Origin of the sequence: Streptomyces sp. NPDC102467 (assembly GCF_044765445.1) — a bacterium.
Lineage (GTDB): Bacteria > Actinomycetota > Actinomycetes > Streptomycetales > Streptomycetaceae > Streptomyces.
In genome coordinates, this window is the sequence record NZ_JBIWKA010000006.1 from 285,698 (window position 1) to 300,039 (window position 14,342).

13 protein-coding genes are annotated in these 14,342 nt (G+C 72.4%); 3 read left to right on the forward strand and 10 right to left on the reverse strand.

What is annotated here, in order from left to right:
* Positions 1-6: 6 nt before the first annotated feature.
* The 9 genes from ACIREE_RS14445 to ACIREE_RS14485 form a co-directional block, all read right to left on the reverse strand.
* Entirely contained in the window at positions 7-1,032 is a 1,026-nt protein-coding gene (locus tag ACIREE_RS14445; protein WP_404150891.1) for an ABC transporter ATP-binding protein, read from the reverse strand.
* Complete coding sequence (locus tag ACIREE_RS14450) at positions 1,029-2,066, reverse strand: ABC transporter ATP-binding protein (RefSeq protein WP_404150893.1); 1,038 nt, start codon at positions 2,064-2,066, stop codon at positions 1,029-1,031. Before ACIREE_RS14450 ends, ACIREE_RS14445 begins: the two co-directional genes overlap by 4 nt.
* Positions 2,063-2,938 (reverse strand): ABC transporter permease, encoded by an 876-nt coding sequence (locus ACIREE_RS14455; RefSeq protein WP_404150895.1) that lies wholly within the window; start codon positions 2,936-2,938, stop codon positions 2,063-2,065. The genes ACIREE_RS14450 and ACIREE_RS14455 overlap by 4 nt, the downstream gene beginning before the upstream one ends.
* Positions 2,935-3,888 carry an ABC transporter permease gene (locus tag ACIREE_RS14460; protein ID WP_404151226.1) on the reverse strand — a complete coding sequence of 318 codons (954 nt, stop codon included), beginning with the start codon at positions 3,886-3,888 and terminating at the stop codon, positions 2,935-2,937. Before ACIREE_RS14460 ends, ACIREE_RS14455 begins: the two co-directional genes overlap by 4 nt.
* 86 nt (positions 3,889-3,974) lie before the next feature.
* Positions 3,975-5,585, reverse strand: coding sequence for an ABC transporter substrate-binding protein (locus ACIREE_RS14465; protein WP_404150897.1), 1,611 nt, complete (start codon positions 5,583-5,585; stop codon positions 3,975-3,977).
* A 323-nt stretch (positions 5,586-5,908) separates the two neighbouring features.
* Entirely contained in the window at positions 5,909-6,298 is a 390-nt protein-coding gene (locus tag ACIREE_RS14470; protein WP_404150899.1) for a cold-shock protein, read from the reverse strand.
* An 89-nt stretch (positions 6,299-6,387) separates the two neighbouring features.
* A complete protein-coding gene (locus ACIREE_RS14475; RefSeq protein ID WP_404150901.1) occupies positions 6,388-7,080 on the reverse strand; it encodes a DUF4232 domain-containing protein in 693 nt (230 codons plus the stop codon).
* 9 nt (positions 7,081-7,089) lie between these two features.
* On the reverse strand, positions 7,090-7,773 hold the full coding sequence (locus ACIREE_RS14480) for a response regulator (protein ID WP_404150902.1): 684 nt from the start codon (positions 7,771-7,773) through the stop codon (positions 7,090-7,092).
* The gene (locus tag ACIREE_RS14485; protein WP_404151228.1) at positions 7,770-9,011 is read right to left on the reverse strand and encodes a sensor histidine kinase; all 1,242 of its coding nucleotides are present in this window, start codon (positions 9,009-9,011) and stop codon (positions 7,770-7,772) included. Before ACIREE_RS14485 ends, ACIREE_RS14480 begins: the two co-directional genes overlap by 4 nt.
* A 241-nt stretch (positions 9,012-9,252) precedes the next feature.
* Between ACIREE_RS14485 and ACIREE_RS14490 the strand changes: the two genes are divergently transcribed.
* From ACIREE_RS14490 to ACIREE_RS14500, 3 genes are all read left to right on the forward strand, one after another.
* Positions 9,253-10,257: a carboxymuconolactone decarboxylase family protein gene (locus ACIREE_RS14490; protein WP_404150904.1), complete on the forward strand. Its 1,005-nt coding sequence runs from the start codon at positions 9,253-9,255 to the stop codon at positions 10,255-10,257.
* Positions 10,254-11,150, forward strand: coding sequence for a class I SAM-dependent methyltransferase (locus ACIREE_RS14495; protein WP_404150906.1), 897 nt, complete (start codon positions 10,254-10,256; stop codon positions 11,148-11,150). The genes ACIREE_RS14490 and ACIREE_RS14495 overlap by 4 nt, the downstream gene beginning before the upstream one ends.
* A gap of 114 nt (positions 11,151-11,264) precedes the next feature.
* Entirely contained in the window at positions 11,265-11,942 is a 678-nt protein-coding gene (locus tag ACIREE_RS14500) for a hypothetical protein (RefSeq protein ID WP_404150908.1), read from the forward strand.
* 33 nt (positions 11,943-11,975) lie between these two features.
* Here ACIREE_RS14500 and ACIREE_RS14505 read toward each other — a convergent pair whose 3' ends face one another.
* Positions 11,976-14,333 (reverse strand): glycosyl hydrolase family 95 catalytic domain-containing protein, encoded by a 2,358-nt coding sequence (locus ACIREE_RS14505; RefSeq protein ID WP_404150910.1) that lies wholly within the window; start codon positions 14,331-14,333, stop codon positions 11,976-11,978.
* Positions 14,334-14,342: the final 9 nt, after the last annotated feature.

Genomic DNA, 14,342 nt, shown 5'->3' on the forward strand with positions numbered 1-14,342 from the left:
AGGCTCCTAGCGGGTGGCGGTGCGGGTGATCGGGATCGTACGAGAGGTGGCCGCGGCGGCGTCGGGCGCGGTCCCGTCGTCGGCGACGAGGTGGCAGGAGACCTCGCGGCCGCCTTCCAGGGTGCGCAGCGCGGGCACTTCCGTACGGCAGCGGTCGACGGCGAGCGGGCAGCGCGTGTGGAAGCGGCAGCCCGGCGGGGGCGCCAGCGGGCTCGGCAGCTCGCCGCTCAGGACGATGCGTTCGCGGGTGCGCTGCGTGACCGGGTCCGGGACGGGCGCGGCCGACAGCAGGGCTTGCGTGTACGGATGCTTGGGGTCCGCGAACAGCTCGCTTGTAGGGGCCTGTTCGACGATCTGGCCCAGGTACATGACCGCGATCCGGTCCGCCAGGTACTCGACGGCGGCCAGGTCGTGCGTGATGAACAGGCAGCCGAAGCCGCGGTCGCGCTGGAGGTCGGCGAGCAGGTTCAGGACCGAGGCCTGCACGGAGACGTCGAGGGCGGACGTCGGCTCGTCGGCGACCAGCAGGTCGGGGTCGACGGAGAGCGCGCGGGCGATGGAGATGCGCTGGCGCTGGCCGCCGGAGAGTTCGTGCGGATGCCGGTCGGCGTGCTCGGGACGCAGCCCTACTTGTGCGAGAAGTTCGGCCACGCGCGCGTGGGCGGCCTCTTTCTTCGCGATGCCGTGCAGCTTCAGCGGCTCGGCGACGATCTGGCCGACGGTCATGCGCGGGTCGAGCGAGGAGGACGGGTCCTGGAAGACCAGGTGGAAGTTCTTGCGCAGCGGGCGCAGGGCGCGCCGCGACATGGTCGTCACGTCCGTGCCGTTGATACGGACGGTGCCGCCGGTGGGTTCGTCGAGGCGGACGGCGCACCGCCCGACGGTCGACTTGCCGCTGCCGGACTCGCCGACGAGCCCGACGACCTCGCCGCGGCCGACGGTCAGGGTGACGCCGTCGGCGGCGCGCACGGTACCGCCGGCGCCCGCGAAGTGCCGCTCCAGACCGATGAGTTCGAGTGCCGGGGTGCTCATGGGGCGGTCGCCTCCTGGAGGGTGTGCGGGTGCCAGCAGGCGGCGCGGTGCGCGGCGTCCGCACCCGCGTCGGACGTGACCGCCTTGAAGCCGGGGCGGCTCGTGGTGCAGGTGGAGTCGGCGCGGGCGCAGCGCGGGGCGAACGTGCAGGCGTCGGGCTGTTCGTCGAGGCTCGGCACGAGCCCGGGGATCTCCGGCAGCCGCTCCTTGGCCTGGCCTGGGCGCAGCACGGCGGAGAGCAGGCCGCGCGTGTACGGGTGCCGGGGCGTCGCGAACAGCTCGTCCACCGGCGCCTGTTCGACCGGGCGGCCCGCGTACATGACGAGAACCCGGTCGGCGATGTCGGCGACGACGCCGAGGTCGTGCGTGATGAGCACGATGGCGGTGCCGAGGCGCTCGCGCAGCGACTGGAGGACTTCGAGGATGCCCGCCTGGACGGTCACGTCGAGCGCGGTGGTGGGTTCGTCGGCGATGAGCACGGACGGGTCGCAGGCCACCGCGATGGCGATCATGACGCGCTGCCGCATGCCGCCGGAGAGCTGGTGCGGGTACTCGTCGACGCGCTGGCCGGGTGCCGGGATGCCTACGAGGTCGAGGAGTTCGACGGCACGCGCGCGTGCCTCCTTCTTGCTCAGCCCCTGGTGGCGGCGGAGCACCTCGCCGATCTGCCGTCCGATCGTGAGCACCGGGTTCAGGGAGGTCATCGGCTCCTGGAAGATCATCGCGATGTCCTTGCCGCGGATCTTCCCGTACGCCTTGTCGTCGGCGCCCGCCAGTTCCCGTTCGCCGAGCCGGACGGAGCCGGTGATGTGCGCGGTGGGCGGCAGCAGCCCCATGACGGCCGTGGACGTGACGGACTTGCCGCAGCCGGACTCGCCGACCACGGCGAGGACCTCGCCCGCGCGCAGGTCGAACGAGAGGTGGTCGACGGCGTGGACCGTGCGGGTGTCGGAGCGGAACGACACCGACAGGTCACGCACGCTCAGCACGGGGTCACTCGGGGCGGGTTCGCTCAGCACGGATTCGGTACTCATCGGGTCGCTCCACGGGGGTCGAGGACGTCGCGCAGGCCGTCGCCGAGCAGGTTGAACGCGAGGGTCGCGGCGACGACGGCGAGGCCGGGGAAGACCGCCATCCAGGGCGCGGGCGCGAGGAAGGACTGGGCGGAGGAGAGCATCACGCCCAGCGACGGCTCGGGCGGCTGCACGCCGAGGCCGAGGAAGCTGAGCAGGGCCTCGCCGAGAATGGCGGCGGGGATGCCGACGGTGGCCTGCACGGTGAGCGCGGACGTCGCGTTGGGGAGGATGTGCCGGAACAGGACGGTCCCGTCACCGCCTCCGTTGGCCACGGCGGCGGCCACGTAGTCGACGTGCTTGAGGCGGAGCGTCTCGGCGCGGGTGATACGTATGACGGCCGGGATCTGCGAGATGCCGATGGCGATGGTCGCGTTGGACAGCGACGGGCCGAGGACGGCGGCGAGGCCGACGGCCAGGACCAGGAAGGGGAACGCGAGCATCGTGTCGGTGACGCGGGAGACGACGCTGTCGGTGAACCGCCCGTAGAAGCCGGCGAGCAGGCCGAGCGGCACGCCGATGACGAAGGCGAACACGACCGCGAGCACGCCGACCTGCATGGAGGCCCGTGCTCCGTAGACGACGCGGGAGAGCTGGTCGCGGCCGAGGTCGTCGGTGCCGAGCCAGTGGCTCCAGCCGGGCGCGGCCAGCACGTCGTCGAAGTTCGGCTGCGCGGGGTCGTACGGCGCGATGAGCGGGGCGAGCAGCGCGGCGAGCACGAAGACCGCGGCGATGACGGCACCGGTCATGGCCAGCTTGTTCTTGCGCAGGGCGCGGAGCTTGCCGCTCCCCGCGGCGCGGGCCCGTATTCCTGTGAGGGTGAGCGTGGTCACCGGGCACCTCCGAGCCGGATGCGCGGGTCGATGACCGAGTACGCCACGTCGACCAGCAGGTTGATGAAGATGTACGCGGCGGAGGTGCACAGCACCACGCCTTGCAGGGTCGCGTAGTCCCGCGTGAAGACGGCGTCGATGGTCAGCTTGCCGAAGCCGGGGAGCACGAAGATCTGCTCGGTGACGACCGCGCCGGAGATCAGGTGGCCGAGCTGCAGGCCGAGCACGGTGACGACCGTGACGAGGGAGTTCCTGAGTGCGTGCCCGCCGATGACCGCGCGGCGCGAGAGGCCCTTGGCGCGGGCCGTGCGGACGTAGTCGGCGGAGAGCGAGTCGAGCATCGCGGCCCGTGTCTGGCGCATGACGACGGCGGCGAGTCCGGAGCCGAGGACGATCGCGGGCAGCACCATGCGGCGCAGGTTGTCGATCGGGTCGGTGCCGAAGGGCACGAAGCCGGAGGCCGCGGAGACGGGCAGGGCGATGGCGAAGGCGAGGACGAGGACGATGCCCAGCCAGAAGGTGGGGATCGAGAGGCCGAGCAGGGCGAGACCGTTGGCGATCCACTCCGCGGGCCTGCCGCGCCGTACGGCCGCGACGATTCCGGCGCCGATGCCGAGGACGATCGCCAACAGCAGGGAGAGCGCGGCGAGTTCGAGCGTGACCGGCAGCGCCTGGCCGATGGCGTCGGCGACCGGCAGTCCGGTCCGCGAGGACGTGCCGAGGTCGCCCTGGAGGGCGTGGCCGATGAACCGCGCGTACTGGATCACGATGTTGTCGTCGAGGCCGTACTCGGTGCGGATCGCGGCGAGCGCCTTCGGGCTGCGCTCCTCACCGGCGAGGGCGAGCGCCGGGTCGCCCGGCAGGGCGCGGATGCCCGCGAAGACGACGATCGATACGAGGAAGAGGGTGATGACGGACTGGCGAAGGCGGGTCAGGACGTACTTGGCCATGGGGTGGCCTGCGAACAACCCGGCCTTCTTCGCCGCCGGTCGCACAGAGGAAACGCTCTCGGTGTCCTGGGCGCTCTGGGCGGTCGTCACTTGGCGTACCCCGCATCCTTCACCCGCACGAGTCCGTCGCCGTAGACGCGCACGCCCGCGACGTCCTTCCCGGCGACGATGTAGTTCTTCTGGCGGTAGAGGTAGATCAGCGCGTGCGCGTCGTTGGCACGACGGGTCAACTCGCCGTAGATCTTGGTGCGTTCGGCGGGGTCCGCCTCGGTGCGGCCGCGCTCGATGAGGGCGTCGATCTTCTTGTCCGAGAGGCCGTAGGCGTTCATCGCACCCTGGGTCTGGAGGAAGCTGGCGATGTTGCCGTCGGGGTCGAGCCGTCCCGACCAGCCGCTGTTGAACGCCGTGTAGTGCCCGTCGTCGGTCTCTTCGAGCATGGTGGCGTACTCCGTGGGGCGCAGTGTGACGGTGAATCCGGCGTCCTTGGCCATGGCCTGGATGACCTGGCCGATGCGGCTCCACTCGGGGGTGGTGGAGATCTTCAGCTCGACGGGCACCCGCCCCTTGACGCCCGCCCGCTTCAACAGCTTCTTGGCGCCGGCGACATCGCGCTTGGGGCACTCGGAGGCCTTGACGCCGGGTGCGAGGGCGGACTCCGGCGACATGGGGCCGCAGGCCGGCTCGTACATGCCCTGGAAGACGACCTTGTTGATGAGGTCGCGGTCGATGGAGAGCTCGAAGGCCTCGCGGACGCGGACGTCGCGGGCCATCGGGGTGTCGACGCGGCCGGGCTTCTCCCCGAGGCCCTTGACGTTGCCGACGTTGATGCCGATGCCCTGGTAGCCGAGCGAGGGCGAGTTGAACAGCTGAAGCTTGTTGTCGGTGAGCGCGCTCTTCACGTCGACCGGGACCATCTGGTCGCCGACCTGGACGTCTCCGGAGCGCAGGTTGGCGAGGCGGACGCTGCCGTCGGGGATCGGCTTGTAGATCACCTTGTCGAGGTGGACGGCGGCCGCGTCGTAGTAGTTCGCGTCCTTGGTGACGACGATGCGGTCACCGCCGACGCGCTCGGCGAACTTGAACGGGCCTACGCAGGACGGGTGGTTGGTGAAGTTCTTGCCGTACTTCTTGAGCGCGGCCGGGGACATCACCATGCCGGAGCGGTCGGCGAGCACCGCGGTCAGCGGGACGTACGCCTGCTTGAGGGTGAGCCGCACGCCGTACTGGCCGGTGGCCTCGGCGCTCTTGAGCGGGGCGAGTTCGGTGGCGCGGGCCGATCCCGCGAGGTCGCGGTGGCGCAGCAGGGACGTGACGACGGCCGCCGCGTCGAGCTTCGTGCCGTCGCTGAACTTCGCGTCCTTACGGACGTCGAAGGAGACGGTGCGGCCGTCGGCGGAGACCTTCGGCAGGGCGGTCGCGAGCTGCGGCACGGCCTTGCCCCGCGCGTCGACGTCGTAGAGCTTCTCGCACATCCCGGCGAAGACGGTGCGGCCGACGAGGGTCTGCGCGAGGGTCGGGTCGAGCTTGTCGGGGTCCGCGTTGAGGGCGACCGTGAGGGTGCCGCCGTCGCGTACGGGGCGGTCGTCGGTCATCCGCTCCCCGCCGACCTCGGTGGCCGAGGACTGCAGGGAGCCGCAGCCCGCCGTTGTGGACATCACCAGGGCAACTGCCGCGAGGGCAACCGCTGTTCGGCGCACGAGGGCATACCTCCGCCAGGGAGTGGATCCGCAGGCGCCTGTGCGTGTCGACAGGAAACCTGTGGGCGATCAAGGAATACCGCAGAACGTATTTCGCATACAGTCCGCAGGACAAGGGGGTTGTCCGGATGTCGGACCGGAAACGATGAAGATTGAATAACTGGACGCGACATAGAGGGATGTGCGGGGCAGATCGACCCGGCGTCCCCCTGGTGCCCGTCCGGAAAACGTGCGGAGAACGCCCGGGGCCCGGACCGAGTACGTCGACTCGGCCCGGGCCCCGGGAATCGTTCAAGACAGCTCTCAGGTGCTGGTCAGGCTGTTCAGCTGTCCACCCAGCCATGCTTGCGGCCGCTCTGCACCAGCTCGCGGCGGACCGCGAGGATCTGCTCGCCGGTCAGGGAGGGCGCGGCCCGCAGCAGCAGTTCGGTGACCTCGTTGGTGAACTCGTCGACGCGCAGCACGTCGCACAGCACGTCGTCGCCCTCGGCCGCGATCCGGCCGGGCGCCGTCGGCGCGGTGGCTCCCTCGGCGAGCTGCACGGACGACGCCTTCGGGCCGCGGTCGCCCTCCTCGATGTCGAAATCGACCTTCAGCCCCGTGCGCAGATACGACTCGGGGATGAGGAGGTCGTTCACATGCAGGAAGACGTCCTCACCGCCGTCGTCCGGCGCGATGAACCCATACCCGCGCGCTCCGTCGAAGCGCACCACACGACCAGCGACCACACCGACCCCCAACCACCACGGCGGACCCGGCGTCCGCGCCCTCAGCAACTCGGTCGGATCCTAGCCGCCGGAGTTCACCTCTTGCGCCAGGCCGTGGTGCCGAGCCGGCCGGTGCTGCCGAGATCGAGTGCCGGGTCGGGCACGAGGGTCTGTGTGCCGCGGCCCAGCTGTGGGTCGACGGTGACGCGGTCGACGGTGACCGGCGGGTTCGTCGTGTCGTCGTAGGTGTTGTGCCACACCAGGACCGTGACCGCCGCCTCGGCGGGACGCAGGGTGAGGCGGGCCGGGCCCGCGTCGGGCTGGGCGGTGGTGATGTCCTCGGTGCCTTCGATGACGCGCACGCCGTCGACGGGCGTGCCGTCCTTCTCCGCCAGCTTCAGCCGCGGGTAGCCGTACAGCTGAAGGGCGGCCTCCCCGCAGTTGGTGAGGGTGACCGTCAGAGCGCGCAGGCCCATGGCGGCGTTGGCGTCGCCCGCCGTGATGCGCATTCCGGAGTCGGGGCAGGGGCCGACGGGCTCCGTCGCCTTCGCGGCCCCCGGCACCTCGACGCTCCCGTACGGCGGTGCCGGGCTCACGGTCTCGAGCGAGTCCGCGTGGACCCGCCAGCGGTCGGCGTCGGCCGCGGCGCCCGTCACCGCCGGTGCCCCTGGGCCCGATACCTGCGCGCTCGACGCCTGCGGGCCCGATGTCCCGCACGCCGTGACGAGCAGCGCCGTCACCACGAGTCCCCCGGCGCGGCCGAGCGCCGCCATCCCCCTGATCGTCATGGCGTGATCCTACGTACCTCCCCGCGAGGCGTCCGTCGTACCTGCGGCGACGAGCCCCGACTCGTAGGCGAACACGACGAGTTGGGCCCGGTCGCGGGCGCCGAGTTTGGTCATGGCGCGGCTGATGTGGGTCTTGGCGGTGAAGGGGCTGATCACCACGTGCGCGGCGATCTCCTCGTTGGTCAGGCCGCGCGCGGCCAGCGCGGTGACCTCGCGCTCGCGCGGAGTGAGGCACTCCAGGCCCGGCGCGGTCGCCCGGTCCGGGGGCCGGGCCACGAACGCGCCGATGAGGCGGCGCGTGACGGACGGCGACAGCAGCGCGTCGCCGCGCGCGACGACCCCGATCCCGGTGAGCAGGTCCTCCGGTTCGCTGTCCTTGAGCAAGAACCCGGACGCGCCCGCGCGCAGCGCCTCGAAGACGTACTCGTCCAGGCCGTAGTTGGTGAGCATGACGACGCGGACACCGGCCAGGGCGGGATCGGCGGCGATCCGCCGCGTCGCCTCGATGCCGCTGGTGCCCGGCATCTGTACGTCCATGAGGACCACGTCCGGTACGCGCTCCCGGACGAGTCCCACTCCCTCGTCCCCACCGGCGGCCTCCCCCACGACCTCGATCCCGTCCTCGGCGTCGAGCAGCGCGCGGAACCCGGCGCGCATCAGCGCCTGGTCGTCGACGAGCACGACGCGGATCACGGGGCGGCCCCGGGGAGGGCCTCCTGGCGCGCTCCCCGCGTGTCACGTGCGGCGCGTGCGGGGCTCGCCGTCGCGATTCTGTCGCCGGTCCGGCCGGCCGTCGGCGTCCCCGGGTCCGCCCCGGGCGCCACGGCGAGCGGCAGCCGTGCCCGCACCTCGAAGCCGCCGTTCTCACGGGGCCCCGCGGACAGCGTGCCGCCCAGCGAGCCGACCCGCTCCCGCATTCCGGTCAGACCGGTGCCCTCGGTGACCGGGCGGTCCCGGGACGCGGTACCGGTGTCCGTCACGCACACCAGCAACTCGGCCTCCCCATAGGCGAGTTGTACTGCCACCTGCGCCTCACGTCCGGCGTGTCGTGCCACGTTCGTGAGGGCCTCCTGCACGATCCGGTACGCCGCCCGGTCCTGCGGGGCGGGCAGCGGGCGCTCGGTGCCGGTCACGGCGAGCTCGACACGGATGCCTGCCGAGCGGGCGCGCTCCACCAGCAGCGCGGGGCTGCCCGTCGGCTCGTCCGTGCGCAACACGTCCAGTGTGGACCGCAGTTCGCGCATCGCCTCGCCACTCGCCTCCTGGATGGCGAGCAGCGCGGGCGGCATCTCCTCGCCGCGCTTGCGCGCGAGGTGGACGGCGACTCCCGCCTGCAGCTTGATGATCGAGATGCTGTGGGTGAGCGAATCGTGCAGCTCGCGCGCGATCCGCAGCCGCTCCTCCCCCGCGCGGCGCAACGCCGCCTCCTCGCGGGTCCGCTCGGCCTCCAGGGCGCGCTGCTCGGTCTGGTGCAGATACGCCCGCCAGTTCTTGTCGGCGAGCCCCGTCACGACCGCACACAGGAACCAGCCCGCGAGCAGCATGCCGCGCGTGGTGGCGCCGTCCGCCGCGCGTGCGTCCCGCGTGATGTAGACGGCGAGGAAGGCGCCCGCCGTGGCCGCGGCAAGGCCCCGGTACCCCACCCGGACCGCCGTGAGGACCGCGACGAGCACGGGCAGCGCCGCCGCCGGGCCGGGGTGCGCGTATATGACGTAGGCCGAGGTCAGCGCGGTGGTGACCGCCAGGACCGCGCGGGGCGCCCGGCGGTAGCCCGCCAGAGCGGCCGCCGCCGCGATCATCAGTACGTAGTCCAGCGGCCCGGCGGCGCTGTCGGTGAGCGCCGCCGCGAGCACCACGACGGCGCCGACCACGACGGCGAGCGCCGCGTCGGCCACGTGCCCACGCAGGGCGGGCGGCGCGGGCGAGCCCATCACCGCTGCCCCGCCCGTCACCGCTGCCCTGCCCGTTTCCGTGCCCAAGTCCCCCTGCATGTCCGGAAGATTAGACGGCGCCACTGACATCGGCGTCCGCCGTGAGGACGGCCCCGGCCCGGCGGCTACTCCCCCGGGAGTAGGCCGAGGTGGGCTCGGTCGTACGACGCCCGCGGCCGGGGCTCCGGGTGAGCCTGAACGGGTCCGCAGCGCCACCGCCACACCGGCCCGAGGAGCCCGCATGTCCGGCCCGTACCGCTATACGGAACCACCGTCGCCCCGGTCCGCCACCGGCACCGCCGCCGCGGTCTGGGCGCAGACCGCGACCGACTTCGGCATCCCGCACCCCTCGACCCTCGTCGTCCTCGCCTCGGCGCCCGAACTCCTCGCGCCCGCCTGGTCGTTGCTGCGCGAGTCGCTGATCGCGGGCAGCGGTTCGCGCACCGACCGCGAGCTGGTCGCGGCCGGTACCTCCCTCGCGAACCGCTGCCCGTTCTGCATCGACGCGCATGCCGTGCTGCTGCACGCGAACGGCGACCACGCGCTCGGCGAGGCGGTGGCCCGCGCCGAGTCCCCGCGCGACGAGCGGGCGGCCCGGCTCCTGGAGTGGGGGCGCGCCACCCGCGTGCCCGGCTCCCCCGGCCTGACGCCGCCGCCGTTCGCCCGCGCCGATCTCGCCTCGCACATCGGCACCGCACTGACCTTCCACTTCATCAACCGGATCGTGTCCGCGCTGTGCACCGAGAACCTGCTGCCCGCGGGTGCCCAGCGCCTCCGGGCGGCCCGCTCACTCGCCGGCCGGAGCGTCTCGCGCGTCGTCCGGGCCGCCCACGCGCCCGGCACCTCGCTGGCCCTGCTCGACTCCCCCGGCCCCGGCCCTGCGTGGGCGGCCGGCACCTCCGTCGGTCCTGCCTACGACGCCCTGCGCACCGCGGCCACGACGGGCGCCGGCCTCCTCGACGACGCCGACCTCGGCCTCGTACAGGAAACGGTCGCGCAGTGGGACGGCTCGCACCCGGCGCCCGCCTGGCCGCAGCTGCCTGACCGGGCCGAGCGGCCGGGGGCGCGGCTCGCGCTGCTGGCCGCGCTCGCGCCGTACCGGATCACCGACGAGGACGTCGCGGCGTGGCGCGTGCCGCCGTTCACCGACCACTGCCTGGTGCATCTGATCGCCTACGGGGCGTTCGCCGCCGTGGACCGGATCGAGTCGGCGCTGCCCGTACCGGAATTCCTGGAGGCGTCGTGACCACCGCCAACCTCCGTCAGGAGCAGGCCTGGAACGGTCCGCTGGGCCACCACTGGGCGACGCAGTACCAGCGCTTCGACGCGCTGCTCGGTGAGGCCGACGACGCGCTGTTCGCGGCCGCCGCCATCTCGCCGGGCGACCGGGTCCTCGACATCGGCTGCGGCGCCGGGGCCACGACCCGCAGGGCGGCCCGGCTCGCGGCGCCGGGACACGCCGTCGGTGTGGACATCTCGGCGCCGCTGATCGCGCGGGCCCGCGCGCGTACCGCCGAGGAGGGGGCGCGGGGCGCGACGTACGAGTTGGGGGACGCGCAGACGCATCCGTATCCGCCGGGCAGCTACGACGTCGCGCTCAGCCGCGGCGGCGTGATGTTCTTCGAGGACCAGGTGGCGGCGTTCGCGAACGTGGCGCGGGCGCTGCGCAGCGGCGGGCGGCTCGTCTTCGTCTGCCCGCGCCGCCCCGGCCCGGAGACGGAGGAGAGCACGGCTCTCGGGCTGTTCGCCCGGCGTCTGGCGGAGGGCACCCAGGATCTGCCGCCCGCCGAGCCGGACCCCGGCGCGCGCGCCGCGGGCGCCGCCATGGCCTCGCTGTCCGAGCCGTACCGCATCCACGCCGTGCTGCACCGCACGTTCGAGCACATCGCCGTCAACCCGGTGAACGTCTGCACCCGCTGGGGCGATTCTCCCGCCGACGCCGTCGACTTCCTCCTCTCCCGCACGCCGCGCCGGCGCGTGCCCGCCCCCACGCGCGCCCTGCTGGAGGACACGCTCCGCCCGTACGCCTCTGCACGCGGCGTACGGATGCGCGCCGGGGTGTGGCTGGTCACGGCAGCACGCCGGGACGCAGGGCGTGAGCGGGGCATGACGGCGGGGTGTGAGGGCGGGGTGTCATGACGGTGCGTGATACCCGTGTGTGACGTCGGGGTGACAGAAGTGGCGGTATCGCCGCACAGCAACTCATGTGAAACTGGCGTCCCTCACCCCCCTGACACGTAAGGGACGTACGCCGTGCGTTCTCTCCCGCTCCCGGTCACCCTGACCGCCCGGCTGCTGCCGGTCGCCGTGCTCGCCTGCGTGGGCTGGGCCTGGTCGACGGGCCCGATGTCCGACACCTCCGACACGGCGGAGAAGAAACCGGCACCGCAGGCGTCGGCGTCGGCGTCGGGCGGCCCCAGCGGGAGTGTGGCGGCGAAGACGTACGCGAAGCCGCCCGTGCCCTGCGGCACCGTCGCGAGCAAGACGGTCACCTCGCTCGTACCCAGTGCGAAGACGGCGGGCAAGGAGCTGGCGGCGACCGACGAGTCGGTGCGCCGCGGCTGCTCCTGGAGCGCCCTCAAGGGGTACGACTACCGCTGGCTCGACGTCTCCTTCGAGGTGAAGGAGACCGACGCCCTGGCGAAGAAGGCCTTCACGTCCGGCAGCGACGCGGACAGCACGGCGCAGGACATCGGCGATCAGGCACGCCTTGCCACGAACCTCGTCACCAAAAACAAGCAGCAGACCCGCGAGGCCGTGGTCACGGTCCGCAAGGCCAACACGCTGGTGACCGTCACCTACAACGGCAGCGACTTCGAGTCCAAGGGCGCGCCGTCCGCCGACACCGTGGGCACGGGTGCGGTGCAGGCGGCGCGCGACGCCGTCGCCGCGCTCGACGCGTCGGGCAAGGGCTCCGCGGACGGCACCTGACCGTCCCGCCCGCGTCGGACGTGGAGCGCCTGGTCACCGGCCGCGCAGCGTCACCGCCTGCCCCGGTTCCAGTACGACGTTCCTGGTCTTCCCGCCGATGACGACGCCGGTCCTGCGCCCGCCGACACTGCGGATCGTCGCCGTACGCACCCGTCCCCGCTGCCACGCGACGTCGACCGTGAACCCGCCGCGCGCGCCCACGCCGGTGAGGGACCCGGAGGCGGCCCAGGCGTCGGGCAGGGCGGGCAGCAGCTCGATGCGGCCCGGCCGGGAGTGGACCAGCATCTCCAGCATCGCCGTCGGGGTGCCGAGGTTGGCGTCGATCTGGAAGATGGCCCGGGTGTCCGAGACCCGGTACATGTCGAAGAAGTTCATCGCGGTGCCGGTGTCGCCGCCCGCCCAGGGCCGCAGGTTGGTGAGCACCAACCGGTAGGCCTTGTCGGCGTCCTTCAGCCGGGCCCAGCACGCCGCGCGCCAGGCGCAGGCCCAGCCGTAACTCTCCATACCGCGCGAAGCAAGCAACTCCGTTGCACCGACGATGAGTTCAGGGTCATTGGCATCCGGGCGGATACGGTCGCCGGGGAACAGGTTGATGAGCGGCGACAGATGGCGGTGGGTCGTCTCGCCGAGGTCGTCCTCGCTCATCCACTCCTCGAGTCGGCCGGACTTCGGGCTGACTTCGGGAAGGTAGAGGCGTTCGCGCAACTTCCCTATGGCCGCGGCGTGTTCGGCGTCGCGGCCGAGCGTGCGGCACGCTTCCTCGTAGTGGCCGAAGAGGGACCACAGGAGTTCCTGGGCGTACGTGATGCCGCGGGCGTCCTGCGGGCCCTGTTCGGGCGACCAGTCGTGGTCGTCGATCAGGACGTCGCGCCCGTCGACCGTCGTGGTGATCAGCCGCGCCTCCCAGAACTCGCAGGCACCCTTGAGGAGCGGCATGATCCGGGACAGGTACTCGGTGTCCTGCGTGAACTCGTAGTGCTCGTAAAGGGATTCGCAGAGCCATGCGTTGCCGGCCGGGTGCCACCACCAGCCGAGGCCGCCGTACGGGTTGGTGGAGAAGGCGACCGTCCAGCCCGCGACCTTGCCGGTGGTGTTGCGGAAGCGGTTGCGGGGGTCGTTGAACTGTTTCTGTGTCACGTCGCTCCACGCGGGGAGCTGGGCGAGGCAGTAGTCGGCGAAGGCGGGAAAGGCGTCGCCGAGTCCGGCCCGGTCGGACAGCCAGTAGTTCATCTGGACGTTGATGTCGGTGTGGTAGTCGCCCATCCAGTCCGGGGTGTTGCCCTCCAGCCACAGCCCCTGGAGCCCCATGGGGAGGCCGCCCCGCGATCCGCAGATCGTCAGGTAGCGCCCGAACTGCAGGTAACTGGCCTCCAGTTCAGGGTCGGGGGCCGATCCCTCGGCCGCGCGCGCTCGCAGCCGCGACCAGGTGTCGAGCTTGCGTTGTCCGCCGCCGGAGCGGCCGAGGTCGAGGGTCAGCCGGTCGTAGCGGGAGCGGTAGTCGGCGACGTGCGTGTCCCGCAGCCGGACCGCCGGAGTCCGCGCCGCGGCGATCACCTTGTCCTGGGCGAGCGCGAGCGGGTCGGTGCCCGGGTCGCGGTAGCCGGCGGCGTGGTCCGGCGCGTAGTCCGTGCCGCCGCTGATGACGAGGGTGACCTCGGTGCAGTCGGTGAACGTGACGCGGGTGCCGGTGGCGGCGATGGTGCCGTCCCCGGCGGCGGTGACGGCGGCGGCGTACCGCAGCTTGTTGCCGAGGGCCGCGGTGAAGGCGGCGATCCCGCGGTCCCTGTCCACGCCCGTCGTCTCGCCGTGGGTGCCGGAGAGGATGACGGCGCCGGTGAGGGAGCCACCGCCGCTCTGCCTCATGCGGATCACGATGGCGTCGTCGGGGCCGCTGGCGAACATCTCGCGGACGTGGCGGACCTTGCCCTTGGTGTACGCCGTGGTGACGAGCCCGTTGCTCAGGTCGAGGGTGCGGCGGTAGTCGGTGACGGCGGAGCGCTCGTGTCCCGGCAGGCTGACCATGACCCGGGCGAGAAGGGTGAAACTGCCGAAGTCGTCTCTGCCGTACGGGAATTGGCCGTCGCCGTCGAGGGTCGCGTTGGCGCCGCCGGTCCACAGGGTGGCGTCGGTGACGTGCAGGAGCTCCCGGGCGGGGTCGGCGCCGACGAGGGCGCCGAGCCGACCGTTGCCGAGCGGCAGGCCCTGCTCGACGAGGAGGTCCTCGTCCGCCGGTTCCGGATACCACAGGGTCGTCGCCTCGTCGGCGGGGACGAGGGCGGAGGTGGCAGGGCGGTGGGGCGCGGCGTGTGCCGTGAAAGCGGGCAGCGCGTTCAGGGCGAGTGCGGTACCGAGTCCTCCGAGGACCAGGCGCCGGGACGGTCCGTTGCTCATGTGCGGCTC

Excerpts from the sequence above, each read along its gene's own strand:
- ACIREE_RS14445 (WP_404150891.1), bottom strand. The coding sequence starts at position 1,032 with ATGAGCACCCCGGCACTCGAACTCATCGGTCTGGAGCGGCACTTCGCG.
- ACIREE_RS14450 (WP_404150893.1), bottom strand. The coding sequence starts at position 2,066 with ATGAGTACCGAATCCGTGCTGAGCGAACCCGCCCCGAGTGACCCCGTG.
- ACIREE_RS14460 (WP_404151226.1), bottom strand. The coding sequence starts at position 3,888 with ATGGCCAAGTACGTCCTGACCCGCCTTCGCCAGTCCGTCATCACCCTC.
- ACIREE_RS14475 (WP_404150901.1), bottom strand. The coding sequence starts at position 7,080 with ATGACGATCAGGGGGATGGCGGCGCTCGGCCGCGCCGGGGGACTCGTG.
- ACIREE_RS14485 (WP_404151228.1), bottom strand. The coding sequence starts at position 9,011 with ATGGGCTCGCCCGCGCCGCCCGCCCTGCGTGGGCACGTGGCCGACGCG.
- ACIREE_RS14490 (WP_404150904.1), top strand. The coding sequence starts at position 9,253 with ATGTCCGGCCCGTACCGCTATACGGAACCACCGTCGCCCCGGTCCGCC.
- ACIREE_RS14505 (WP_404150910.1), bottom strand. The coding sequence starts at position 14,333 with ATGAGCAACGGACCGTCCCGGCGCCTGGTCCTCGGAGGACTCGGTACC.